This window comes from Marinobacter sp. F4216, from assembly GCF_019931195.1.
GTDB lineage: Bacteria > Pseudomonadota > Gammaproteobacteria > Pseudomonadales > Oleiphilaceae > Marinobacter > Marinobacter suaedae.
In genome coordinates this window covers 152,318-176,322 of sequence record NZ_JAIOUO010000007.1, presented here as the reverse complement: position 1 = coordinate 176,322, position 24,005 = coordinate 152,318, and the positions used below count along the sequence as shown (strand labels likewise).

The window sequence follows — 24,005 nt, the reverse complement described above, 5'->3', positions numbered from 1 at the left end:
GGTGGCAAGCTAACGAATTTCAAGGTTCAGCATGACTGAGAGCGAAGCCGACGAACATCAGAACTGCGACAGGTTTCCCGATATACCGGCCACCCTGCCTTTATAATCCCGTTACAACAACTTACAAAGCAACGAGCCAACTGGCTTGGTTCATTGGCTCACTCGAAGGAAGCGTGCGACCCACCATGAGAATTGTTCAGTCGAACCGTTTTTCTCTAACACTGGTTTCCACTCTGCTCCTGGCGGGCTGCCTGGATATAAGCGGCTCGGACGACGCCACCGACGACAGAAGTGTCGGACGACTTAATTTTAACGGCATCAGCGGACTTACCTACCAAACCCAGAGCCAGCGGGGCCAGGTCACCGAGAACGGTGAGTTCAAATATTATCCCGGCGAAACACTGACCTTTTGGGTTGGCGATCTGAAACTTGCGGACGTTGTCCCTGCACAGGAATTTGTGACACTCCTGGAGTTTCTTCCGGAAGTCCGATCGCAACTAACCAATATCGCACCAGACTCAGACGGGCTGTCGACACACAAAATCGCGGAACAGCAACTGCTGGAAAATAACGCCCAAATGAATCTGAATAGATTCATTCTGGCGTTGAACTGGAACACGAGTGCAGCCGAGGATGAGGGCCTCGACATCCGTGACCGAGTCATTGAGCAGCTTAACGAAGCCCTGCCACAGGTCGGAGGCACAATCGATTTTAATGTAAGCCAAGGCGAGTTTGCGCTGGACGAAGATGGAGAACTATCACCGGCAAACCAACTCCTTGGCGAGATCTGTTTTCATCCAGAAGACGATGAGCGTTGCGAGACGCCTCCAACGCAATCAGAAATTGACGCTGCAGAATCGCGCCCAATTGACGAAGAGGAGATCGAAGACGATGTGCTTTATAAGGAAGACCTTCAGGCAAAACGGGACAGAATTTTAGGAGCGATACGGTCAATTGACGATATAGCCCCCAGATCAGCGGCAGACTTCATGACGCGGGAGCTGAATGACATCACAACATTGATTGGGAATCGCTATTATCTCGACGCTTACGTCGCCAATCATCCCGCCACAGACACCGCCATCAAGAGCCTTGAGATAAAACGCATTAATGGGAGCGCAAGGATAAGCGACCTGGATGCGATAAGTACTCGCACCCAAGACATCGTCCTTCACTCCACCAGTTGGCAGGACGCCGAGGTCGAATACTTCGTGGCTGGCGAGCCGGGAGGGGAATCCGAGCTGATCCTCAGCTTCCGTCCGGAGGACACCTACCGGTGGATCAGGAAGCAGCTCAGAGTTGTGATCGAATAATCAGCCGCTGAGGAGCCGAGAAAGGCTCCATCGGGATTCACCACCCGTTACATCGTAGCGGGACGGATCGAGATCTTTGGTGCCATTGGGCAGGCACTCTCGAACCGTCAGTGATTCATCCGCCATGCGCTGCTCATTGAATTTGGCCAGATCAATGACCTTGGCGGTTTTGAGCGCCTTGTGTTTTTCGTCAGTCATCACCATGACGCGCGGCCAGAGTCGACGCTCCGGCGAATGCGACATAACGATACCCCGACGCCCATCGCTCAGCTCAACCAGACTCCCGGTCGGATAAATGCCAATGGCGCGGATAAAGCCCTCGACCAGATCTTCCTGAAATTCGATATTGCGCATTTCATAAAGCATGGCCACCGCCTTGGCAGGGGTCATGGGTTCAGCAACACCACGAGGAGCGATCAGTGACTCGAAGAACTCGCCGATGCCAGCCACCTTGGCCAACAAAGGAATCCGATCGCCTCTTACCCCCTCGGGAAAGCCAGAGCCATTGTGGCGCTCGCGATGACTCTGAACCACACTCAGAACAGCACGGGACAAACCACAATCGGCAAGCGCGGCGACGCCGCGAGATACATACTGCCGATACTCAGCATACTCTTCGGCGCTCATCCGACCTTCCTGCTCGAGCAGTGCCTTCGGCAGATAACATTTACCAACCTGGGAAAGCAGGCAACCAAGCCCGAGATGGTTCAGCAACGTTTCGTTGAGACCAAGATGCCGCCCGCACACCAGCGCCCAGACGGCCGTATTCAGCGAGTGCCGATAAATGTAGTCGTCGTGTTCACGAATCCGGCTCAGCCACAGCAAAGCATCCGGTTGACGGACGACACTGGCAACCATTCTGCGTGTTATTTCGGCCACAGGCCGAACATCCGCCACACCCTCATGGCGAATCGTGTCGAACAGGCGCTGCAGAGCCATCTCGGCATCATCAAGCAATTTACGGGAGGTCTTGATCTCTTTGTTGAGAGGAGTTTCCCTGGAGTAGCTCACCGGCTCGCGAATGTTCAGCGGCGGCAACTGAATTTCATTCCGCCCTTTTTGCTTGGCACGGCGCCCAAAGATAGGTTGCTTGCTATCCGGTAGCGCCTTTGGCTGCCGGGCTTCAGAAACGTCGACCATCACCCATTTGCAATGGGACGACAGAGCCCGTATATCATCCTGAGAGCGGATATAGAAGCCCTGGATGGGAAATGGGGTCTGGTGCCATGGCCGATCCAGATCCGACACGAACATGCCCGCTTCCAGATCCTGGACCATGATTTTTCGCTGCTGGACGCCCACAAGTCACCTCATTAAGAAATTTTCCTCATTTAACATTGTGAGCGATCCACAGGAAGAATCCATAACAGTTCAGTAGCGCAAGGTAACGGCCGAGCTACAAAGCGTACTCCTATTGTTTCCCGGGAAACAAATTGTAGCAATGTGATCTCGGTCACACGCGAGAGCCAACGTCATTCATCGTCGCAAACCGATTCATCGAACTCGGGCAATCGAGCCCTGAGAGAGCCCCGGGGCGCCGTTCGAACATAGACCCTATAGGGAACAGGCGATGCGCGGAGATAGTCAATGCCTTGCTCTTCTTCACCATCTGGCAGGCTCACTACGACCGGCAAGCATGAAACGAGAAGATCCATTTCATTCTTCAACTGGGGGATGACGATATCGCCATTACCGGGCTCAATTGCCATACACCGCACCCCATGACCAGCCACCGGCTCACCTGTGGGCGCATAGGCGTCGAGGCCGGGCTCTCCACAAGCTCGGATACCAGCACCACAGGCGCCCACATCCGGATCTCTATCATCCCTTAACCGCCAGACACGATCGCTGCACTGAGTTTCAAGCTTGATAGGCGTTGCCCTGTCATCGACAAACCACCAGTCCGGATAGTCGGCTGTTTGCCAGGACAGGCGGATTTGACGGTTCTCACCCGCTGAAACCTCAGCAGGGAACATAGCGTAGTGGGAGTAGTAGGAAGCACACCCCTGCAATACCAGGGGCACCATTAACAACACACCGCGATTCATCATGTCATCCATCACTCAACGTCAAGCCGTACCCATCGTTGGTCCGACGAACTAACTCCATAGACACGACCGGCACAGGTATTGGCAACCCCTGCACCTGGACAGTCACGCTGTACCGGATCCAGGATTCGACGTCCTGCTCTTCAACGACGATAAACACTCCACCATCAGAGATAGCCCGGGTCGTGGAAGCGAACTCATCAAACTCCGGATGCACGACCTTCACTCTTGCATTCATTCCGGCACGAATGTGCTGCCTTAGCTCTTGGCACGACCCAGAAAAGTCCTCTCTTTTCCTGATAGTTATAAAAACGTCCGAAGCATACAACCATTTCAATCAAAAATTGCGAACGAACGCTTGACTTAACAATGAACCTAAATGAGAATTGTTGGCGTTTCCAATTAACCACTCATACGACGGCTAGACAACGTCATGAAGTCAAGGAACCCGTTATGAAAAAGACCCTAGCGGCAACTGCCCTCGCGGCCTTTACAGCCCTTCCAATGGCCGCCTCTGCGGATGGCGAAGTCAACATCTACTCTTACCGCCAGGCTTATCTACTGGAACCACTGCTCGACGCTTTTAATAAAGAAACCGGTATCGAAGCCAATGTCGTATTCGCCAAGAAGGGGCTGGCAGAGCGCCTCGAGCGCGAAGGCAGGAACAGCCCGGCAGACGTGGTTATGACGGTGGACATTTCGCGGATCAACGAACTGGTCGAGCGGGATCTGGTTCAGGGTGTCGAAAGCGAAATCCTCAACCAGAACATTCCGGAGAACCTGAGACATCCGGAAGGCAAGTGGTATGCCCTCACCACCCGCGGTCGCCTGATCTTTGCGTCGAAGGGCCGTGTTGAAGAAGGCGAGATTACCACCTACGAGCAGCTGGCCGATGACAAGTGGGAAGGCCGGATCTGTACTCGCAGTGGGAAGCATCCCTACAACATTGCCCTGTTCTCCTCAATGATTGCCCACCACGGTGAGGCTGAGACTGAAAAATGGCTCCAGGGCGTAAAGGAAAATCTGGCGCGCAAACCCCAGGGTGGCGACCGGGACCAAATCAAGGCGATTGCCGAAGGTGTTTGCGACCTATCCATCGGTAACAGCTACTACTATGGCAACATGCTGCAGGACGAAAACCAGCGAGAGATTGCCGAGCAGGTTCGACTGGTGTTCCCCAACGCAGAGGGCCGCGGCACCCATGTAAACATCAGCGGTATTTCACTGACCAAGAGCGCTCCTAACAGGGAGAACGCCATCAAGCTGATGGAATTCCTCTCTTCCGAGAAGGCTCAGCAGGTATATGCAGAAGCAAATACCGAATACCCCGCCAACCCTGACGTCGCGCCATCCGGCATCGTCACCGAGTGGGGTTCCATCAACCCAGACGCTCTGTCCCTGCAGGAGATTGCCAACCACAGGGAAGCAGCTGTGAAGATGGTTGACCGGGTTGATTACGACGGAGAGTAATCGGCGTTACCCCTGCCGGGCAACCTACGGGCGGCCCGGCAGCTCAGTCATTGCAGCCCTGCAACGACCTGTCTACAATCCCCTCTCCGCTCACCCAGACCAGCCAGGATCACTATGACAGAGGCCGTTTCCAGCACAGACACTGGGCTACACCAGCCCCTGCTGGCCAAACGCACCTCCCGCCGATGGCTGTTCTCCGCTCTGCTAACCACCGCCATTGTGGCGCTGCCAGTATTATCAGTTATTTTCCTGGCCTTCTTCCCCGAGGAAAATATATGGCCTCACCTGCTGGAAACCACGCTACCGCGCTACCTGATCACCACTATTGAGTTGATGCTTGGTGTCGGGGTCCTAACCCTCGTTATCGGACTAGCGACGGCCTGGACAGTAACCATGTGCGAATTCCCGGGGCGAAAGTTCTTTGAATGGGCGCTACTTCTTCCATTTGCCGTCCCCGCCTATGTGATTGCCTACGTCTACACCAGCCTGCTTGACTACGCTGGCCCTGTACAAACCACCCTGCGGGAATGGTATGGCTGGAATAATGCCAGCGACTATTGGTTCCCAGAGATTCGGAGTCTCGAAGGCGCCATATTGATGATCGGGTTGGTGCTGTATCCCTATGTATACCTGCTGGCCAGAGCGGCATTCCTGGAGCAGTCGCCCTCTTTATTTGCCGTCAGCCGCAGCCTCGGACACTCAGCCGTCAGTACTTTTTTCAAAGTAGTGCTCCCCATCGCACGACCGGCGGTCGCCGTTGGTTTATCACTGGTACTGATGGAAACCCTGAACGACTTTGGCACCGTCGACTTCTTCGCCGTACAAACCCTCACCGCAGGATTGTTCGACACCTGGATGAACCTGGGTAATCTGGGTGGTGCCGCGCAGATTGCCACCACCATGCTCGCCTTCGTCGTCATACTGGTGACTCTGGAGCGCTACTCGCGCCGGCGCCAGCAGCAATTTGCCGCACGCGATAACCGCGACCCCATCCAACGATTCACCTTGTCTGCCCCGAGGCAATGGATTTGCGTTCTGGTATGCCTTGTACCAGTCCTCTTTGGCTTCCTGATCCCCGGAGGTACACTCGCGTTTTATGCCTGGGACTACTTCGAGGAGAGCTGGAATCCGGACTTCATACAGAACACCCTTAACAGCCTCTTCCTGTCTGGAACTGCGGCCATCACCACCCTGTTAATTGGTATCACACTGGCGTACAGCCGACGCCTTCACAATACCCGAAGCATGAAAATCCTGATGCGGCTTTCCAGCCTTGGCTACGCGATGCCCGGCGCCGTGCTCGCCGTCGGCGTTATTGTTCCACTGGCAGGGTTCGATAACTGGCTCGATAGCTGGTTCCGGGAAGCGTTCGGGATCAGCACCGGCTTATTACTGAGCGGGTCTGCCTTTGCCGTTGTATTTGCCTACACCGTACGGTTCTTAGCAGTATCGGCCGGAAGTGTGGAAAGCGCCTTGCAGAAGATCACCCCAAGCATGGATATGGCATCCCGCTCCCTGGGCCATTCGCCTGGAAAGACCCTGATAAGGGTACACCTTCCAATGTTGCGAGGAACACTGCTAACAGCTGCGCTCGTGGTGTTTGTGGACTGCATGAAGGAATTGCCTGCCACGCTGATCCTCAGACCATTCAATTTTGAGACTCTGGCAACCTACGTTTACCAGTTTGCCTCTGACGAGCGCCTCTACCATAGCGCGCTGCCGGCGCTGATCATTGTCCTGGCAGGCATCATTCCGATTATTCTGATGAGCCGGTCCATTTCCAATACCCGCTCCATCGGGTAGCACAGGTTTTCACTCCGCAGCTAGCCGAACAACTTAGAGCGGGCGTCCTGCACGACCAGCCTGGCCTCAAGTACGGCAACGGCATCGCTGGCTGGCCGCCTGTGAGGGTGGCCGCAATGCACTTCGGCAACGAGATCCAGGCGACCCTTCCCATAGCGCGCAAGGCTTTTCCGGAAACGATCGGACACCTCACCCCCTGGCAGACGACAGATAACGTAGAAGTCTGTATCTACCGGCAATAGGTAGTCGATACTCCCCTTCTGTATAACGACAACACCATCGAGCCCCAAATCCGACAATACCAGTTCCGTCAGCCCCCACGCGCCGGTCACAGCGACCGAATAAACGCTACCTCCGAAACCTGTTCCCTGATGGTTTCGATTTGGCAACAGCGGTGCGGAAACAATAAGGGTTTGTCCGTCCCAGAACTCCAAACGAACGCCGAGGGTCCGGGAAATTGGAATCTGATCATTTATCCGTCGTTGAAGAAGATCCAGCTGACTCATACAACCTCCCTGAACAAGCATTCAGCTTATGTCGCCTCCCGCAAACGACCAATGAGACTTATGTCGCCCTCCACAAAAAAGGCCCGACAATGCCGGGCCTTTTATCTTCCAATATCGATTATCTCATCACTGCCAGATAACCGGCTGACGTTTGGCGTACCAGGCGTCCACCTTCTCCTGATAGGCATCTTCCACCACGTTGCGCTTGAGCTTCATGGTCGGCGTCAGGAAGCTGTTCTCCACGGACCACTCATCACTCACTACCGTGATAAACGCCAGCTGCTCGTGAGGATCAACGCTCTTGTTTACTTCTTGAATCAGGTTCTTGAAGCTGGCTTCCAGATCCTTTCGGAAGCTCTCATCAGCGGCCCTCGGACGAACCTCCTCACCCAGAACCACCAGCGCATGAGGTTGAGTCTGGTTGGCACCCGATACACACACCATCTCAATCGCATCGTGAGACATCAGGCGGTTTTCAATCGGGGCCGGCGCAATGTACTTGCCCTTGCTGGTTTTGAAGATTTCCTTGATGCGGCCTGTCAGCTTCAGACGCCCCAGTTCATCCAGCTCACCTTTGTCACCGGTTTTCAGATACCCATCGTCGGTAAAGGTTTCCCGGGTTTTCTCTTCATCCTTGTAGTAGCCCATCATGGTGGCCGGGCTCTTGACCAGAACCTCACCGTCTTCGCTGATTTTCACATCAACGCCGGGCAAAGCCTCGCCAACGTAACCGGTCCGTGAGCGCCCCGGACGGTTCATGTGGGAATAGGCGAAGTTCTCAGACATACCGTAGCCTTCAAGCAACTCCAGCCCCAGCGCTCGATACCAGTCCAGAACATCGTTGGACAAAGGCGCAGAACCACTGCCGGCCAGCTTGACCTTATTCAGGCCAAGACCCTTGAGAATCTTCTTCTTGATCAGCCTGCTCACGACCGGCATGCGCATCAGACGCTCAAGCTTCTGCTTGGGAACCTTCTGCAGGACACCGTGCTGGAATTTCACCCACAGGCGCGGCACAGAGAGGAACAGCGTTGGGCGGGCGCGCTGGAGATCCTGAACAAAGGTATCGAGAGATTCGGCAAAATAAAGCTCGAAGCCCGCATAGAGGGAGCCCAGTTCAACGAAGGTCCGCTCGAACACGTGGGCCAGGGGCAGGTAGGAAAGCATGCGCTCTTTTGGCCCCAGGCTGAGAACCTGAGTCCCGCCGGCAGCGGCAAAGGCCATATTACGGAAACTCAGCATCACCCCCTTGGGTCGACCAGTACTGCCTGAGGTGTAAACGATCGTGGCCAGCTCATCCGGATCTCGCTGAGTTTTGCCCTCAAGCGGAGGGTAGGACGCAACGATATCATCCCAGCTCAGGAAATCATTGGGCGGACTGAGAGGATAGGAAATACAACGGACAGACTCCGGAACGCCCGGCTTCATCATGTCCCAGTCGTCCAACTTGCCGACAAACAGAACGTCACACTCGGCGTGGTCCAGAATATAGTTGACCGTATCGGCGTTCAGCGTGGGGTAAAGCGGCACAGAAATATGGCCCGCCATCCAGATCGCCCAATCCGTCATGATCCACTGGGCACAATTCTTCGAGATCAGACCAATCCTGCTTTTTTCCGGCAGATTGAGAGACTTCAGATACGTTGCAACCCGGCGGGCTTCATCAACCGCACGACCCCAAGTGTACTCTACGACCTTTCCATCGCCGATTGGCTGAGTCATGTAGAGGGAATCGCCAAGTGTGGCCTCCCTTTGGTAGACCAAATCCAGTGGGAGTCTGTTAGTGGTGTCCATGAATCTTCCTTGTATTCGTCCGCTAAAAATAAGTTCTGTAAGGGTTTGTTATAAGACGTTCGTAGGGTATTTGATCACAGCCTGAAAGCGCAAAATGTGATGAAGCCAGAAACTATTCAATTTAACCACCCCATTACAAAGCCGCTACCAATCCCTGCCCCCAAGCCTCAGAGGCTGTGGTAAACTTGCGCCCCGTCGTCGTTCTGAAGTTTTGTAAACCCAACCAACCAGACAAGAATTCGGAGACAGGCACATGGCCAAAAAAAACCTGCGCACCCTGATCGGTGCCTCACTGCTTGCAGCTGCAAGCCTGGTGCAAGCCCAGGAAGCTCGTACCGTTGCCATCACCCAGATCGTTGAACACCCTGCCCTGGACGCTGTTTATCAAGGCGTAAAGGATGAACTGGCGGAGCGTGGCTATAAGGAAGGCGAGAATCTGACCGTGATGCACGAGAGCGCACAGGGTAATTCAGCCATCGCAGCCCAGATCGCCCGAAAATTCGTTGGTGAAAGCCCCGACGTCATTGTGGCCATTGCCACCCCGTCCGCTCAGACGGTCGCAGCAGCAGCGCGTAACATCCCGGTGGTGTTTTCTGCAGTGACCGACCCGGTAGCGGCCAAACTTGTAGCCAGCCTGGAAGCTCCCGGCGCTAACATTACCGGCGTGTCCGATATGCTACCCATCGAAAAACACATCGACCTGCTGAAGCGCGCCGTACCAGATGCCACTCGAATTGGCACCGTCTACAACCCGGGCGAGGCAAATGCCGTTTCCCTGGTAAACCTGTTGGAAGAACGCCTCAAAGCCCGCGGACTGACGCTGGAGAAGGCCGCCGCCACCAAAACCTCCGAAGTGCTTGGGGCGACCCGCTCCCTGGTTGGTAAGGTTGATGCCATTTACCTGACCACTGACAACACCGTGATCAGTGCGGTGGAAGCTGTCATCTCCGTGGGTGAGCGCACCGACCTGCCGGTATTCGCTGCGGACACGGCAACCGTCGATCGTGGTGCGGTCGCGGCCCTTGGCTTCAACTACTACAATCATGGGCGCCAGACCGGTGCCATGGTCGCGCGCGTGCTTGAAGGTGGCGACACCGCCAGCATGCCCGTTGAAACCATGGAAACCCTCGACCTGTTCGTAAACCTGGATGCCGCTAAAGGCATGGGCATGACCTTGCCGGAAGATCTGGTCAAGGAAGCCCAGAAAGTTATCCAGAACGACGAGTAAAATCCGAACAAAAACGGGCGGAGTCCCATTACTGGGGCCCGCCCGTTTTTTTATTTACAGATAGTGATACAGACCCATGCTCAGTGAAATCGCACTCTACGGCGCCATTGAAACGGGCCTCATATACGGCCTGGTAGCGTTCGGCATCTACATCTCCTTCCGCGTGCTCGACTTCCCGGACCTGACCGTGGACGGAAGCTTCCCGTTGGGCGCAGCGGTTGCCGCCATGCTCATTATCAACGGCTGGAACCCCTGGCTGGCAACGGGCGCCGCCGTCCTGGCCGGCATGGCTGCGGGAGCCGTTACAGCCTTGCTGAACGTAAAACTGAAGATTCTGAACCTGTTGGCCTCCATCCTTACCATGATTGCGCTTTATTCCATCAACCTGCGCATCATGGGCCGCCCCAATGTGGCGTTGCTGAGCGAGGAAACGGTACTGACGCCATGGTACGACCTGGATCTAGCATTCCATCAGGTGCCGGTGCTTCTGTTCATTATCGTTGTGATGATCTGCCTGGTCCTGATGTGGCGCTTCATGAAATCCGAAACCGGCCTCGCAATGCGCGCCACCGGCGCCAATGCACGCATGGCCCGGGCCCAGGGCATTGCAACCGGCGCAATGATCGTACTGGGGATTGCGATTTCCAATGGCCTCGTCGGCCTGGCCGGCGCGCTGTTCGCCCAGAGCCAGGGCGCTGCTGACGTCACCATGGGCGTGGGCGTTATCATCATTGGTCTCGCATCCCTGATTGGCGGTGAAGCGGTAATCACCCCCTCCTCCGTGCTTCGCGCCCTGTTCGCCTGTGTCATTGGCGCCATCGTTTACCGACTGGCCATTGCCTTCGCTTTGAATGCAGACGTTCTCGGCCTGCAGGCGCAGGATCTCAACCTGATCACTGCCATTCTGGTTACCCTGGCGATCGTTCTGCCGGGCGTTCGCAGCTCCGTAGCCAGCAAATTCACCCGCAATAAGGCCTGAGGAGGCATCATGATTAGTGCAAGCGATCTCCGACTGACCTTTGGTAAAGGCACCCCACTGGAAAACCCGGCGCTGCGGGGCATGAGCCTGACCGTCAACCAGGGTGAATTCGTAACGGTTATTGGCAGCAATGGCGCTGGCAAGTCGACCTTCCTGAACGCGCTGTCCGGCGAGGTAATGGTGGACAGCGGTGAAATCATCGTCGATAACGTTGATGTCACCCGACTGCCAACCCATAAGCGCGCGGGCATGGTGGCGCGAGTGTTTCAGGATCCCCTGGCGGGAACCTGTGAAGCACTCAGTATTGAGGAGAACCTCTCCCTCGCCATCAAGCGCGGCCAGCGGCGGGGCCTGACGGCTGCGGTAAAGAAGCAGTACATGGAGCAATTCCGGGACAGCCTGTCCTCGCTCAAGCTTGGCCTGGAAAGCCGGCTCGGTGACAAAATGGGCCTGTTGTCCGGCGGTCAACGTCAGGCCGTGAGCCTGCTGATGGCCAGCCTGACTCCATCGAGCATTCTTCTCCTGGATGAGCATACTGCCGCGCTGGATCCGAAAACCGCCGCTTTCGTTCTGGAGCTGACCACCAAAATCATCGATGAGCAGAAACTGACCGCTTTGATGGTGACCCACAGCATGAAGCAGGCGCTGGAAGTGGGCACGCGTACCGTGATGCTTCACCAGGGACAGGTTGTTTTCGACATTCAAGGCAAAGAACGTGAAGGACTGGAAGTGAAAGACCTGCTCGGTCTGTTCGAAAAACAGCGCGGCCTCGAAGTGGATGATGACAGCCTGCTTCTTGGCTGACCAGAGCCTGAAGAGCGCTGAGGCGGGAGATTCTCCCGCCTTTTTTATAGGTGTGGCGGGCCCCCCGGTGTACAGCTCAATGTAACGATAACCCCTCCCTTTGTTGGATATTTTTTAACCACAACATGTAGTGGTTTTTACGATCAGGCCGGGAAGCCAGATGCCATCTGGTGTTTCAGACTTGCAAGCTCTCTTCGATTTATTTTTTTTGTTTCCAGCCGGAGTTCAATAGGTCTGACCTTCTTCACAGACCACTATATCCTGTTATACTTTCTCCCATCATGACCCATATATAGGGCCAGCAGCATTTCCGGACACAATCCTCAAACTCGCTGCAGAGACGGCACAGAGCCGACCGGCCCACACGATCCGGACCAGGATCATCGCCCGAGACGAGCCTTCCAAACCCAATATGTTGTGGTTTCGATTGCTGTCGGGCAACGAAAGATCGAACTTACTTGAAGTTAAAAGGGGTGCAGTACGGTCCAAGGTCGTACTGCCAATAAGAAACGCGTTACAGACTGGCATTATCAAAGGGGTGGCAATGAACGCTAAGGCACAAGCTGTGGTTACGACAATTCCGATGCAGGAAGCTTCGCTGGACATCTGGGGCAGCAAATACCAACTGAAAACCAAAACCGGCGAACCGGTCGACAAGGACATCAACGCAACCTACGAGCGTGTTGCCAAGGCTCTGGCCGAGGTCGAAAAGAAAGCGGACCGCACCAAGCACATGAAGGACTTCATCTGGGCCCTTCAGAACGGTGCCATCCCGGCTGGCCGCATTACCTCCAACGCAGGCGCGGAAGCCCACAAGCCGGCGACCTCCACCATTAACTGCACCGTTTCGGGTTCTATCAACGACTCCATGAACGACATTCTGGAGAAGAACCACGAAGCCGGCCTGACTTTGAAAGCCGGCTGCGGCATTGGTTACGAGTTCTCTACCCTGCGCCCGAAAGGCGCGTACGTCGCGGGTGCTGGCGCCACCACCTCTGGCCCGCTGTCCTTCATGGATATCTTTGACCGCATGTGTTTCACCGTGTCTTCTGCCGGTGGCCGCCGCGGCGCGCAGATGGCAACCTTTGACGTTCACCACCCGGACGTGATCGATTTCATCCAGGCCAAGCGTGAAGATGGTCGCCTGCGCCAGTTCAACCTGTCGCTGCTGATCACCGAAGACTTCATCGAAGCCGTTCGTAACGGCGACGACTGGCACCTGTCTTTCCCGGTGACCCAGAAGGAAGTGGACGACGAGCAGCTGGACCTGACGGACACCACCCAGTTCGTTTACCGTGACTTCCCGGTGCTAGATGGCTACGTCACAAACGACGAGGGCAAGGTAGCATGCCGTATCTACCGCACCCTGAAAGCCCAGTTCATCTGGGACACCATCATGACCTCTACCTATGACTACGCCGAGCCAGGCTTCATCCTGATCGACAAGGTCAACCAGATGAACAACAACTGGTTCTGCGAGGACATCCGCGCCACCAACCCGTGCGGAGAGCAACCCCTGCCTCCTTATGGCAGCTGCCTGCTGGGCTCTGTGAACCTGACCAAGTTCGTGGACTACCCGTTCACCGACAAGGCCAGCTTCAACTACGAGAAGTACCGCAAGGTGGTGGGCATCTTCACCCGCATGCTGGACAACGTGGTAGAGATCAACGGCCTGCCGCTGGAAGAGCAGCGCCACGAGATCACCCACAAGCGTCGTCACGGCATGGGCATTCTTGGCCTGGGCTCCACGCTGGCAATGCTGCGTATGCCGTACGGCTCCAAAGAGTCCGTGCAGTTCACTGAAGAAGTTGTTCGTGAAATGGCGGTAGAGGGCTGGCGCCAGTCCCTGACTCTGGCCGAAGAAAAAGGCGTTGCGCCGATCATGGACGAAGAGTTCGAAATCACGCCGAAGATGCTGCGCAAAGCTCCGGAACTGGCCAAAGACGGCTACAAGCTGGGCGACAAGGTGAAAGGCCGCGTTCTGCACGCCAAGTACAGCAAGTACATGCAACAGATCGCGAGCGTTGAGCCGAAGCTGATTGAAGAACTGGCGGAGAAAGGTGGTCGATTCACTCACCACACGTCTATCGCGCCGACCGGCACCATCAGCCTGTCACTGGCCAACAACGCCAGCAACGGTATCGAACCGAGCTTCTCGCACCACTATGCGCGGAATATCATCCGTGAAGGCCGCAAGACCAAAGAGAAGGTAGACGTATTCTCCTTCGAACTGCTGGCCTACCGTCAGCTGGTGAATCCGGGCGCCATGCCGTTTTCTGACGAAGCCGACAAGAAACTGCCCGAGTACTTCACCACCTCTGACGACGTGACGCCCCAGCAGCACGTGGACATCCAGGCGGCGGCTCAGAAGTGGGTAGATTCCTCGATTTCCAAGACGGCCAATGTTCCGACAGACTTCGCCTATCAGGATTTCAAGGACATTTACCTGTATGCCTATGACAAGGGCCTGAAGGGCTGCACCACCTTCCGCTTCAACCCGGAAGCGTTCCAGGGCGTACTGGTGAAAGAGAAAGACCTCGAGAACACGATGTACGAGTTCACCCTTGATGACGGCAGCAAAGTCACCCTGAAGGGCAACGAGCAGGTAGAATATGACGGTGAGATGCACACCGCTGCTAACCTGTTTGACGCGCTGAAAGAAGGCACTTACGGCAAGTACTGATCTGGGAACCCGACATAGGAACACGAACATGACAGTGAAAATCAGCAACAAAATCGTCGGCTACCGAGTCAAGAAAGCCGACGCTGAGAGCAACGCAGCAGCGGCACCGGATCAAACCGAACAGGCTCCGGTGAAGATGAACGAAAACATCGAGCGTCCTGATTTCTTGTTGGGCACCACCTACAAGATCAAGCCGCCGGTGGCAGAGCATGCGATGTACATCACCATCAATGACATCCTGCTTAACGAAGGCACGGACCACGAAAGCCGTCAGCCCTACGAAGTGTTCATCAACTCCAAGTCCATGGAGCACTTCCAGTGGGTTATCGCCCTCACCCGCGTTATCTCTGCGGTATTCCGCAAGGGTGGCGACGTAACCTTCCTGGTGGAAGAGCTGCGCTCTGTGTATGACCCCAACGGCGGCTACTTCAAGAAAGGCGGCGTATTCATGCCGTCACTGGTTGCCGAAATCGGCGCCGTGATCGAGAAGCACCTGAAGGCGATCGGCCTGTTGGAAAGCGAAGAGATGAGCGAAACCACCAAGCGCATCCTCGCCGAAAAGCGCGCCGAGTTCGAAGCCAGCCAGAGCTCCGCCACCAACGACGAGAAGAGCAGCGACTACCCTGCCAACGCCACCATGTGTGGCAAGTGCAGCACCAAAGCGGTCATCGTCATGGACGGCTGCGCCACTTGCCTGTCCTGCGGAGACAGCAAGTGCGGCTAAGCTGAACGCCTTGCGCTGAAAAAGGCCCGGAGCTTAATACTTCCGGGCCTTTTTTATTGGCTAACCGGAACGCTCAGGGCCTTTGATACCAGGTCAACTGGGTTAGTCCCCGTCCCGTACCCATCGATCACCTTCCTTGTGATATTCATTCTTAACGGCCGCCCAGGCAACCTTATGCGCGGTTTCCTCACGACCTGCCCCGCCCCTCCGGTCGGACGGGTCCTTGTATTCCTCCCACGCCGAGTTAAACGCTTTTCGGTAAATCTCCTGGGCGTGCTCGGGCAGGTTGTCTTTCACCCCTTTGGGCAGTTCGGAGTTCCGATCATAGGGCATTGTTCCGGCTCCTCTTTGTCTCCCATTCGGGAAGGGTTCTTGAAATCAATTTGACGGATTGACAGCAGCGACAGTAAGCCACACAAGGCCAGCCCTGACTGAGGACGAGCTCATCCTGTACTGAAGCACTTGCCCCTGCCAAGTTCAAAGTGTTCATAGATGTGGTTTTCCACGTCTGCTAGGGTGAATGGCACACTTTCCAGTACTTGAGTCCGATATGCAGAACTTCCTTCAGCTATGGAGTGAAGCGGCAACGACCAGTCTTGGGTTCTTCTGGATGGCCCTCTGGGCATTCATTCTGGGGTATCTGATCAGCAGCCTGATACAAGTTCTGATTACACGAAAGCGCATGCAGCAGGCGATGGGCAAGGACGGTCCACGCAGCATGCTTCTCGGAACGTTTTTCGGATTCATCTCCAGCTCCTGCAGCTTCTCGGCTTTATCCACCACCCGCGCAATTTTCGATAAAGGCGCCGGCCTCGCGCCCTCAATGGCTTTCATGCTGGCATCAACCAACCTGGTCATCGAGCTGGGAATGGTTATCGCCATATTTCTTGGCTGGCAGTTTGTGGTGGGGGAATACGTCGGTGGGATCATCCTGATTCTGGTCACCTGGTTTCTTATCCGGATCACTCGTCCCCGCCGCCTGGAGGCCCAGGCCCGCAGGAAACAGGATTCGGAACAAGAAAACGGAGATAACCAGGATCTCACCTGGAAAGAAAAACTGAAGAGCAAGCAAAGCTGGCAGAACATCGGTCAGACGTATGTCATGGAATGGCAGATGGTCTGGAAGGATGTACTTATTGGGTTTACGGTCTCTGGGATCATTTCCGCCATGGTACCGGAGAGTTTTTTCCAGGCTCTGTTCCTCGGTTCTGGCAACGAAGATGCCGCCAATCCGGGCTTTCTTTCGGTGCTCGCCCAGACCCTCATCGGTCCGGTGGCCGCCTTTTTCACCTTTATTGGCTCCATGGGGAACATTCCTCTGGCGGCGGTGCTGTTCGGGCAAGGTGTCACCTTTGCCGGCGTAATGGCATTCATTTTTTCAGATCTGGTGGTTCTGCCCGTCCTGCGTATCAACGCAAATTACTATGGCTGGAAAATGGCCCTGTACATCCTTGCGCTCATGCTGGCCGCCATTGTTTTCGCCGCTCTGACGATGCATTACGCGCTGGCATTTCTCGGTTTGCTACCGGACTTCAGCTCAGTCACCGCCCCGGGAGAGCGCGAGTTCTTCCAGCTGAACTATCAGTTTGTACTGAACCTTATTTTTCTTGCGATCAATGTGGGATTGATTTGGTTGTGGCACCGGGCCAAACATGCCCGCAACAAACATGACCACGGACACGAGCACCATCATCATGATCATGGCTCGCCGTCACTGACCGACAAGGTTCTGTCGGTGCTCGTGGTAATGGCGATCATCTGGCTCACGGCTGGTGTGACACTGACAGCACTCTGAGGGATTTCCTTTCCCTGTGACGAGTCGCAATAGGCTCAAAATTTCTCGACTTTACGCGCCCACATCGCATTCACGGGATAACAACTTCTGAAATGGAGCGTAATTTGCGCCCCACACCATCGCTACCTATAGTTTGGGTCCGATATCAGCCTCCACGGAGGTCATCGAAATGCGCTTTCTAATTGTCTCCGCAGTGCTTCTGGCACTGTTCAAGATTCCCCTGGCCATCGCGGACGATGGCGTCGGTCCCTGCAACGAAAATTACTATTTCAACTGTGACGAGGATGGCAATTGTACGTGCCTTCCCCTGCAGCCCATTGACGGAACTTTCGCCGTTGATTCAATAGACATGCTGCCGGGTGGGCAGGTCGCCAGCGAGGGGGGCAATCTCTTTGCCGTGTCGCCCGGCGATCAGGTAGAGGTGATTGCGGACTTTGTTCCCGTAGAAAATTCGGTGTGCACAGTTGAGATTGCCAGTTCAATCAACGCCCCCAATGGCACCGCAATCGGTGGGCGAACGTCCCGACTGGATTTCATCGCGCCATCGAGAATTCATAATTTCGCCGCACTCAACCAGAGATGGGTGAAAGTCAAGTTCTCGGCCGAATTCCAGGCAGGCTGCAAGTCCCGGGAGATTCACAGTTTCTCAGCCAAGGCGGCTGTCATTGCCGGCGGAAGTGGCATAGTGCGCACCCAGAGTGGTTTGCGCTTGCAGGGCGGGAACTTCGCTGAGCTGTTCGACTAGAGCCGTAAAACTTTCCACACCGATGATAGAACACCACTCACTGCGGATGCCTGATCCAAGTTCAGGCATCCGCAGTGAGATCGGTAATCAACCGTTGGCCGCTGCCACCACCGACATTTCAACAAGGATTTCGGGCCGGGCCATCCGCGCTTCCACGCAGGCGCGCGCTGGTTTTGGGTGATCCTTGATCCAGGCATCCCAGACCGCGTTCATGGCGGCAAAATCCTTCATATCGCGGACATAAATGGTGACGGACAAAATTCGGTCCACAGCACTGTCGGCGTCTGCCAGAAGGTTTTCAATCTTTTTGAGACACTCCTTGGTTTGCCGCTGAATATCCCAGTCTGCCTCACCGGCGGTCTGGCCGCACAGATACACGGTCCCGTTGTGTTTAACAATACGGCTCATTCTGTCTGTGGAGTGAATGCGCTCAATATCTGACATGGGTGCTCCCCCGTTGGCTGAGTGTGAAATGGAAGCGCAAGTTTACACCGGTGCCGTCCATGTAACCATTTCACCAGGAGGCAGACGCAAAGAAGGCAACAGGTACATCACGAACCTGCTGCCACTACGTAAGAATGATTGATACGTCGGGTCCACTACACCTTCGCTTTCTTCCGCAACGGCGCCTTGGCTGGCTTATCCTTTTCCGCTGCCAGCGTACGTACCCGATCGAAATCTTCTGCACTGAACACGCCATTCACGCCGGAGATGGCTGCCAGCTTCATGCCGTGCTTCAGGCCCATCTTGTAGATTTCCCGCACCTTCTCCCATTCGATGTTTCGGCCCAGAGTGAAGTTCTCGAACCGCCCTTCCAGGGCCAGCACGATGGTTTCCGCCAGGCAGGCATAGGCAATACCCTCTGGCAGGCCGATGTCTTTCATTCTGACATGGCCCGGCAGCTGAATTTCACCGGATTCAATCACCAGAACATCCGGGCGTTTGGCCACGTCTTCAGCGGGGATATCCAGCGGGCGAGCTACGTCAGTGATTACGCAACCGGGCTTGACCTTCATGATATCCAGAATCCGCTTACCCGCTCCGGACGTGGCAGTCACGATCATATCCATGTCAGCCAGGTGCCGATTGGCTGAGCCGGCAATATGGACGATGGCGCCGGGCGTTTCAGACTCGATGCTTTCTTTCAGCGCCAGCAGCTTGGCGGGCTCGGGCGCCGCCAGATAGATCTCGTCCGCAGCCTTGGCCAGCAGGCGCGCACATACGGAGCCGATGGCACCGGTGGCTCCGACCACCATGGCCTTGCCCGCCATTTTTCCGTTCTTGCCAACACTCACACGGCCGATTTTCTTCACGGCCTCGTGAGCTGCCCACAAGGCACCGGAGGCGCTGTAACTGTTACCCGTAGTGATTGGCAGCGGAGCGCGTTTGGCCACGGTGATGCCAGCATCCCCCACCACCTTGGTGAAGGCGCCGAGACCCATGACCTGAGCCCCAAGCTTTCTAGCCAGCCTGGCCGCCTGCAACAGACGTTTGTAGGTAAACTCCGGATCGTGGGCCATGATTTCTTTTGGCGTTCCACCCACGGTAATCAGCCAGCCCTCCACTTCGTCCCCCGTGGGAGAGGCAATACCCGTTACCTTGGAATAGATAAAAGGCGGCGTGTAGGCGATCGCCTTTTCAACCAGGTTCATCACCCCTTTTGGCGAAACTTCGGCAATCCAGTCCAGCGGTGGGGTCTTGGTCAGGTACTGCTGGGACAGGGGATGAATAACGAAGGCAAACCGGTTCACCCGGCGGTACTCATTCGGGTAGATGATTCGTGGCTCGATGCCGAGTTTCTGGATGACACTCAGATAATCATCGGCCCCCAGCTGCTCGGGGGTGCGTGCCAGCGAGGCGCTGATCAAGGCCTCCATCACGTTGGTTCCTACTGGCCGCCCTTCCAGCCAGGGACTGTAGTCCACCACCATGGCCACATTGCGGGCCTTCAGCCAATCAAGGGCAGAATCGGTTACGCGGGAAGTAATGATCGTCTTGCCATCCAGCTGCTTCTGCCCCATGCCCTCGAGGTCAGCGATGGACGCGACAATGACATGGGCAGACTCCACTGCCTCACTGAGCGACGTCTTCACCATGCCTTCTGCAAGGCGATAAAGCGGGTTATGAAGCGCAATTTCCACCGCACGGGCGGCCGCCGGCCGATACATAAACGGCGAAGTAATGCGGGTATAGGTTTCCAGATGGCTGAGGGACGTCAGCAGGTACGGAACACCGAAATCGGTGTAGGGATCGGCGAAAAACAGATTGTCCGTATGTTCCGCCAGCGCGCGGGCAATGCGGTAACTGGCCTGGCCGTTAAAACACAGAATCCGCGCGTTATCAAAGAAATGGCCCAGTTCTGACTGGGTGTGGCGAACCGCCCACTCCTGTAGAATCCCACGTAGGCCAGCACCGGTGGTAACCGGCTTGTCCGGTATGCAGTCTTCCAGGCGCGCTGTGTCCGGATGAAGGATCTGCTCTTTACCGACCTGGTAATGGTCGTGAATCATGCTCAGCCCTATCGCGTCAGCCTGTTCACGCACTGAGTCCAGAATGGATTCCGCGCGTTCCAGGTCGCCGTCCGACCCCAGACGAATCACCCGGAAAGGCTGGCCCAAAAATTCCGTTTCAAGCTGATAGTCGAACTCCGATGATCCCTGGCTGACGCTGACAACCGTTTTCATAGTGCTTACCTGTCCCTGAATTGTTTGTTGTGCTGACCGAAGGGTAATCCACTGCGCTGCTTCTTTCCTTTGCTCAGATCAAATTTCACCCCTTTCAGATAGGTCTACAATGAAAGCGAAAATTCGATTACCCATTTGCCTCACAAGCAAGGAGCTGGCATGACCATCCAGGAAGAGCTTGCATCAACCATCGAGGATCTCGTGGGCCCGGATCGAGGGATTCTGGCCGCCGACGAAAGCGCACCGACCATCGAAAAACGTTTCCGCGCCATTGACGTGGAATCCACCGAAGACAGCCGCCGGGAATACCGCAGCCTGATTCTGTCTGCCCCGGGGCTCGGAGAGTTCATCAGTGGCGTTATTCTGTTCGAGGAAACCCTCGGTCAGTCGAGCCTGGAGGGCCAGCCCATACCCGAGCTACTGAAGAGCCAGCACATTGTACCGGGCATCAAGGTGGATAAGGGCAAAAAGCCAATGGTCAATGCGCCCGGTGATGAAATTACCTTTGGGCTGGATGGGCTGAACGATCGGTTGGAAAGCTATAAGGCTCAGGGTGCCCGCTTCGCCAAATGGCGTGACGTGTTCCATATCTCCGACACCCTGCCCTCGCGATGCGCCATTGAAGCGAACGCCGAAGTGTTGGCCCGCTACGCTGCCGTGTGCCAGTCCTGCGGAATCGTCCCCATTGTCGAGCCCGAAGTACTGATGGATGGCCACCACAGCATCGAGCGCTGCGCCGACGTGAGCGAAGAGGTGCTTCGTGCAGTATTCAACGCACTTGCACGGCACAGAATCCAGCTCGAACACATGATTCTGAAACCGAGTATGGTGACGCCTGGAAAGGCCAACCCTCACGCTGCACCCAGCGAGGTGGCTGACGCCACGCTCACCATATTCAAGCGGGTGGTGCCAGCGGCGGTTCCCGGAATTTTCTTCCTGTCCGGTGGGCAAACGCCAGAAGAAGCCACGGCCAATCTGAATGCCCTTAATAGTCATGGCCCGCAACCCTGGGCGCTCAGTTTTTCCTACGGCCGGGCACTACAGGAACCCGCCCAGAAAGCCTGGGCAGGCAAATTGGAAAATGGCGAAGCGGCTCAGGAAGCCTTGCTGAAGCGAGCCCGCCTGAATAGCGGCGCCCGCTCTGGCAAATATCAGGCCGCGCTTGAGGGCTAGCCCCTAGTCGCACCCTTCCGTGCAACGACCATTGCCGTCAAAGGCCATGTTCCTGCCACTCAGAGGCACGTGTACGGGCACTTGGACCATCTCGCGGAACCGGGCGGTTCGGGTGCCCTCGATGACGGCACCGCCTGAGGTCGCCGCTTCATTGGCATGGGAGGCAATCACCGCTTTCGGTTTGATCAGGTCATTGATCACGTAAGCGGCTTCTTTAGGCCCGGTGGTATAGGTATCGCCGATGTTCATCACCACCAGCTCAGCCCCGTAATGATCCCTGACCACCAGCTCCTGCTCGGCGGTAATCCCGGTATCCCCGGACAGGTAGACGACCAACCCATTGGTGAACGTCAGAACATAGCCGGTGGGCGGCCCCACACTGGCACCCACGCCGGCCGCTTTCAGATGTTCTGCCAGCGGACCAGTCAGGAAGGAAGGCGCTACACCGTTACTGTGAACGGCAGGTACGGTGGTCATGGCGACCTCGCCAACTTGAACCTCGGCCCCAAATCGAACCAGCATCGAATTCGCAGGATCGCCCCCGGCGCTCTTCAGCTTGGCAGCAAAAAAGGCGGGCATTTCGCTACCAGTGACAATTTTCGCCCCTTTGCCGACGGCGATATCCACGGTATTGGATTGGGGCAAGGTTGCTACAGAAGTATCCGGCGCGCCGCAACTTCCCTGATTGGCCTTGGCAATACGACGATCACCCACGTGGTCCCCGTGCATGTGGGAAACGAGCAGCACATCGATATTGCCGAGCCGTGGGTCATCAGGTCCCGCTACCGTCCGGCCGGCGTCGTATAGAATCCGGGTACCATTTGGGTCCTCAAAGATCAGGGCGCGGTCGCGCCCGCAAAACTCCCCTTCGTGGCTTCCCAAGGGGGTAACAGTGACCACCCCGTCATCGGCAAGTACACTGGCACTGAATATGCTGATCAGGCATGCGGCAGCAGCGACGAACCCATTGCTTCTTCGGGTCGATCGTGTAGACATCGGTTTCTCCTTCCAGTCCTCGAAATGTGCCCATCGTCGGGTCACGACGCACAGTCGTTTACTTCCAATGTAGTTGGCAAATAGGGGCTGGAGGGAAAATAACGAAGCTCAGGCGGCTTCGATGGAAGGATCAGATCTCTGCACGCCTTGCTCCAGGCAAGCCAACATCGGGGTCACCTCACGGATCTTCCGGGCCTGAGGCCACAGGCTTTCGGCTTCATTAAAGCCCTGACGAAGGAAGTTCATCCATTGCTTTATGCGGCCTGTCACGTAGCGATCTTCCAGCCAGCCCTGAAGCACCTCGGCGTATTCACGCACCAGCGCCACCGCTTCGGCCCAGGTCATATCCGGGATGTCTTCACCAGCCTGACTGGCTTTGATTTTGCGAGCCAGATCCGGCCGTGCAATCAGGCCCCGACCGATCATCACATCGTCACAACCGGAAACTTCTCGACAACGCCAGTAGTCGTCCACAGTCCAGATGTCACCATTGGCAATGACGTGGCTCTTAACCGCCTCACGGACCTTGGCGATTTCTTCCCAGTAAGCAGGCGGCTTGTAGCCATCCACCTTGCTTCGGGCATGAATGACAATCTCCGCCGCGCCGGCCGCTTCCAGCGCCTGGCCGCAGGCTACGCCCATGGAGCGGTCATCGTATCCCAGCCGCATTTTGGCGGTCACCGGAATATCAGCGGGTACGTGCCTGCGCACGGCTGCGGTGATGTCATGCATGAGTTCAGGCTCACGCATCAAAACACAGCCACCCTTGTGGCGGTTCACGGTCTTGGCCGGACAACCGAAATTGATGTCCACCTGGGATGCGCCCAATTCCGCTGCCCGAGCGCCGTGAAGCCCCATCTGTTGCGGATCGGAGCCCAGTAACTGAAGCGCCACCGGCGTACCGACCTGCGTCAGAGACCGGTTATGAAGTTCCGGAGCGTACTTGTAGAAAACCCGGGGCGGAAGCATGCCATGGGTGACCCGGACAAATTCGGTCACGCAGCGGTCGATGCCACCGACGGTCGTAAGTACTTCTCGGATAGGTGCATCAACAAGCCCTTCCATCGGGGCAAGGATGATTCGCATGTCGGCTCCGGACTGATCAATCTTTAAGCGGGGCCGGCATTGTAGTCAGTTTGAGGAGTGGATAGAAGAGTACGCGGGTAGCGACTTTTACGTGGAAAGCTGCCCCGCACACCATCGTGCAAGGCAAACGTTGACAGGATTCGGGCCGGGAAGCGGACGGAACGCCCGTCCCGG

Annotated in this window: 22 protein-coding genes; 11 read left to right on the top strand and 11 right to left on the bottom strand. The window is 56.1% G+C overall.

The annotated features are described in order from the left end of the window. Positions 1 to 185: 185 nt before the first annotated feature. On the top strand, positions 186 to 1,313 hold the full coding sequence (locus K8I84_RS14625; RefSeq protein ID WP_223795517.1) for an organic solvent ABC transporter permease: 1,128 nt from the start codon (positions 186 to 188) through the stop codon (positions 1,311 to 1,313). Here the strand turns inward: K8I84_RS14625 and K8I84_RS14620 are convergent, their stop codons facing one another. The 3 genes from K8I84_RS14620 to K8I84_RS14610 form a co-directional block, all read right to left on the bottom strand. Then, positions 1,314 to 2,591 (bottom strand): HD-GYP domain-containing protein, encoded by a 1,278-nt coding sequence (locus K8I84_RS14620; protein ID WP_223795516.1) that lies wholly within the window; start codon positions 2,589 to 2,591, stop codon positions 1,314 to 1,316. It lies immediately after the preceding gene. Between the two features lie 194 nt (positions 2,592 to 2,785). Then, positions 2,786 to 3,364, bottom strand: coding sequence for a hypothetical protein (locus tag K8I84_RS14615; protein ID WP_223795515.1), 579 nt, complete (start codon positions 3,362 to 3,364; stop codon positions 2,786 to 2,788). Between the two features lies 1 nt (position 3,365). Further along, the gene (locus K8I84_RS14610; protein WP_411722688.1) at positions 3,366 to 3,611 is read right to left on the bottom strand and encodes a PilZ domain-containing protein; all 246 of its coding nucleotides are present in this window, start codon (positions 3,609 to 3,611) and stop codon (positions 3,366 to 3,368) included. Between the two features lie 203 nt (positions 3,612 to 3,814). Between K8I84_RS14610 and K8I84_RS14605 the strand changes: the two genes are divergently transcribed. Beyond that, positions 3,815 to 4,831 (top strand): Fe(3+) ABC transporter substrate-binding protein, encoded by a 1,017-nt coding sequence (locus tag K8I84_RS14605; RefSeq protein ID WP_223795513.1) that lies wholly within the window; start codon positions 3,815 to 3,817, stop codon positions 4,829 to 4,831. Positions 4,832 to 4,945: 114 nt separating this feature from the next. Further along, entirely contained in the window at positions 4,946 to 6,634 is a 1,689-nt protein-coding gene (locus tag K8I84_RS14600; RefSeq protein WP_223795512.1) for an ABC transporter permease, read from the top strand. Positions 6,635 to 6,654: 20 nt separating this feature from the next. Here K8I84_RS14600 and K8I84_RS14595 read toward each other — a convergent pair whose 3' ends face one another. Both K8I84_RS14595 and K8I84_RS14590 read right to left on the bottom strand, forming a co-directional pair. After that, the gene (locus tag K8I84_RS14595; RefSeq protein ID WP_223795511.1) at positions 6,655 to 7,140 is read right to left on the bottom strand and encodes a YiiD C-terminal domain-containing protein; all 486 of its coding nucleotides are present in this window, start codon (positions 7,138 to 7,140) and stop codon (positions 6,655 to 6,657) included. A 126-nt stretch (positions 7,141 to 7,266) separates the two neighbouring features. Further along, positions 7,267 to 8,934, bottom strand: coding sequence for an AMP-binding protein (locus K8I84_RS14590; RefSeq protein WP_223795510.1), 1,668 nt, complete (start codon positions 8,932 to 8,934; stop codon positions 7,267 to 7,269). A gap of 253 nt (positions 8,935 to 9,187) precedes the next feature. Here K8I84_RS14590 and K8I84_RS14585 point away from each other — a divergent pair, with 253 nt between their 5' ends. The 5 genes from K8I84_RS14585 (at position 9,188) to K8I84_RS14565 (ending at position 15,352) form a co-directional block, all read left to right on the top strand. Further along, the gene (locus K8I84_RS14585; protein WP_223795509.1) at positions 9,188 to 10,162 is read left to right on the top strand and encodes an ABC transporter substrate-binding protein; all 975 of its coding nucleotides are present in this window, start codon (positions 9,188 to 9,190) and stop codon (positions 10,160 to 10,162) included. 76 nt (positions 10,163 to 10,238) lie between these two features. Further along, entirely contained in the window at positions 10,239 to 11,141 is a 903-nt protein-coding gene (locus tag K8I84_RS14580) for an ABC transporter permease (protein WP_223795508.1), read from the top strand. A gap of 9 nt (positions 11,142 to 11,150) precedes the next feature. Next, positions 11,151 to 11,945, top strand: a complete 795-nt coding sequence (locus K8I84_RS14575) for an ABC transporter ATP-binding protein (protein WP_223795507.1) — start codon at positions 11,151 to 11,153, stop codon at positions 11,943 to 11,945. Between the two features lie 544 nt (positions 11,946 to 12,489). After that, on the top strand, positions 12,490 to 14,628 hold the full coding sequence (locus K8I84_RS14570; RefSeq protein ID WP_223795506.1) for an adenosylcobalamin-dependent ribonucleoside-diphosphate reductase: 2,139 nt from the start codon (positions 12,490 to 12,492) through the stop codon (positions 14,626 to 14,628). A gap of 28 nt (positions 14,629 to 14,656) precedes the next feature. Continuing rightward, positions 14,657 to 15,352, top strand: coding sequence for an NrdJb (locus K8I84_RS14565; RefSeq protein WP_223795505.1), 696 nt, complete (start codon positions 14,657 to 14,659; stop codon positions 15,350 to 15,352). Positions 15,353 to 15,454: 102 nt separating this feature from the next. Here K8I84_RS14565 and K8I84_RS14560 read toward each other — a convergent pair whose 3' ends face one another. Continuing rightward, positions 15,455 to 15,685 (bottom strand): ChaB family protein, encoded by a 231-nt coding sequence (locus K8I84_RS14560; RefSeq protein WP_223795504.1) that lies wholly within the window; start codon positions 15,683 to 15,685, stop codon positions 15,455 to 15,457. A 217-nt stretch (positions 15,686 to 15,902) separates the two neighbouring features. On the opposite strand from K8I84_RS14560, the gene K8I84_RS14555 reads away from it, so the two are divergent. Both K8I84_RS14555 and K8I84_RS14550 read left to right on the top strand, forming a co-directional pair. Beyond that, on the top strand, positions 15,903 to 17,147 hold the full coding sequence (locus K8I84_RS14555; protein ID WP_223795503.1) for a permease: 1,245 nt from the start codon (positions 15,903 to 15,905) through the stop codon (positions 17,145 to 17,147). A gap of 169 nt (positions 17,148 to 17,316) precedes the next feature. Further along, complete coding sequence (locus tag K8I84_RS14550) at positions 17,317 to 17,892, top strand: hypothetical protein (protein WP_223795502.1); 576 nt, start codon at positions 17,317 to 17,319, stop codon at positions 17,890 to 17,892. An 87-nt stretch (positions 17,893 to 17,979) separates the two neighbouring features. Here the strand turns inward: K8I84_RS14550 and K8I84_RS14545 are convergent, their stop codons facing one another. After that, positions 17,980 to 18,336 (bottom strand): RidA family protein, encoded by a 357-nt coding sequence (locus K8I84_RS14545; RefSeq protein WP_223795501.1) that lies wholly within the window; start codon positions 18,334 to 18,336, stop codon positions 17,980 to 17,982. Between the two features lie 155 nt (positions 18,337 to 18,491). After that, entirely contained in the window at positions 18,492 to 20,576 is a 2,085-nt protein-coding gene (locus tag K8I84_RS14540; RefSeq protein ID WP_223795500.1) for a dehydrogenase, read from the bottom strand. 159 nt (positions 20,577 to 20,735) lie between these two features. Between K8I84_RS14540 and K8I84_RS14535 the strand changes: the two genes are divergently transcribed. Beyond that, positions 20,736 to 21,749, top strand: coding sequence for a class I fructose-bisphosphate aldolase (locus K8I84_RS14535; protein ID WP_223795499.1), 1,014 nt, complete (start codon positions 20,736 to 20,738; stop codon positions 21,747 to 21,749). Between the two features lie 3 nt (positions 21,750 to 21,752). Here K8I84_RS14535 and K8I84_RS14530 read toward each other — a convergent pair whose 3' ends face one another. The 3 genes from K8I84_RS14530 to K8I84_RS14520 form a co-directional block, all read right to left on the bottom strand. Further along, a complete protein-coding gene (locus tag K8I84_RS14530) occupies positions 21,753 to 22,745 on the bottom strand; it encodes an MBL fold metallo-hydrolase (RefSeq protein ID WP_223795498.1) in 993 nt (330 codons plus the stop codon). Between the two features lie 108 nt (positions 22,746 to 22,853). After that, on the bottom strand, positions 22,854 to 23,831 hold the full coding sequence (locus K8I84_RS14525) for a tRNA dihydrouridine synthase (protein WP_223795497.1): 978 nt from the start codon (positions 23,829 to 23,831) through the stop codon (positions 22,854 to 22,856). 23 nt (positions 23,832 to 23,854) lie between these two features. Next, positions 23,855 to 23,971: a hypothetical protein gene (locus K8I84_RS14520; protein WP_302910643.1), complete on the bottom strand. Its 117-nt coding sequence runs from the start codon at positions 23,969 to 23,971 to the stop codon at positions 23,855 to 23,857. Between the last annotated feature and the right edge of the window lie 34 nt (positions 23,972 to 24,005).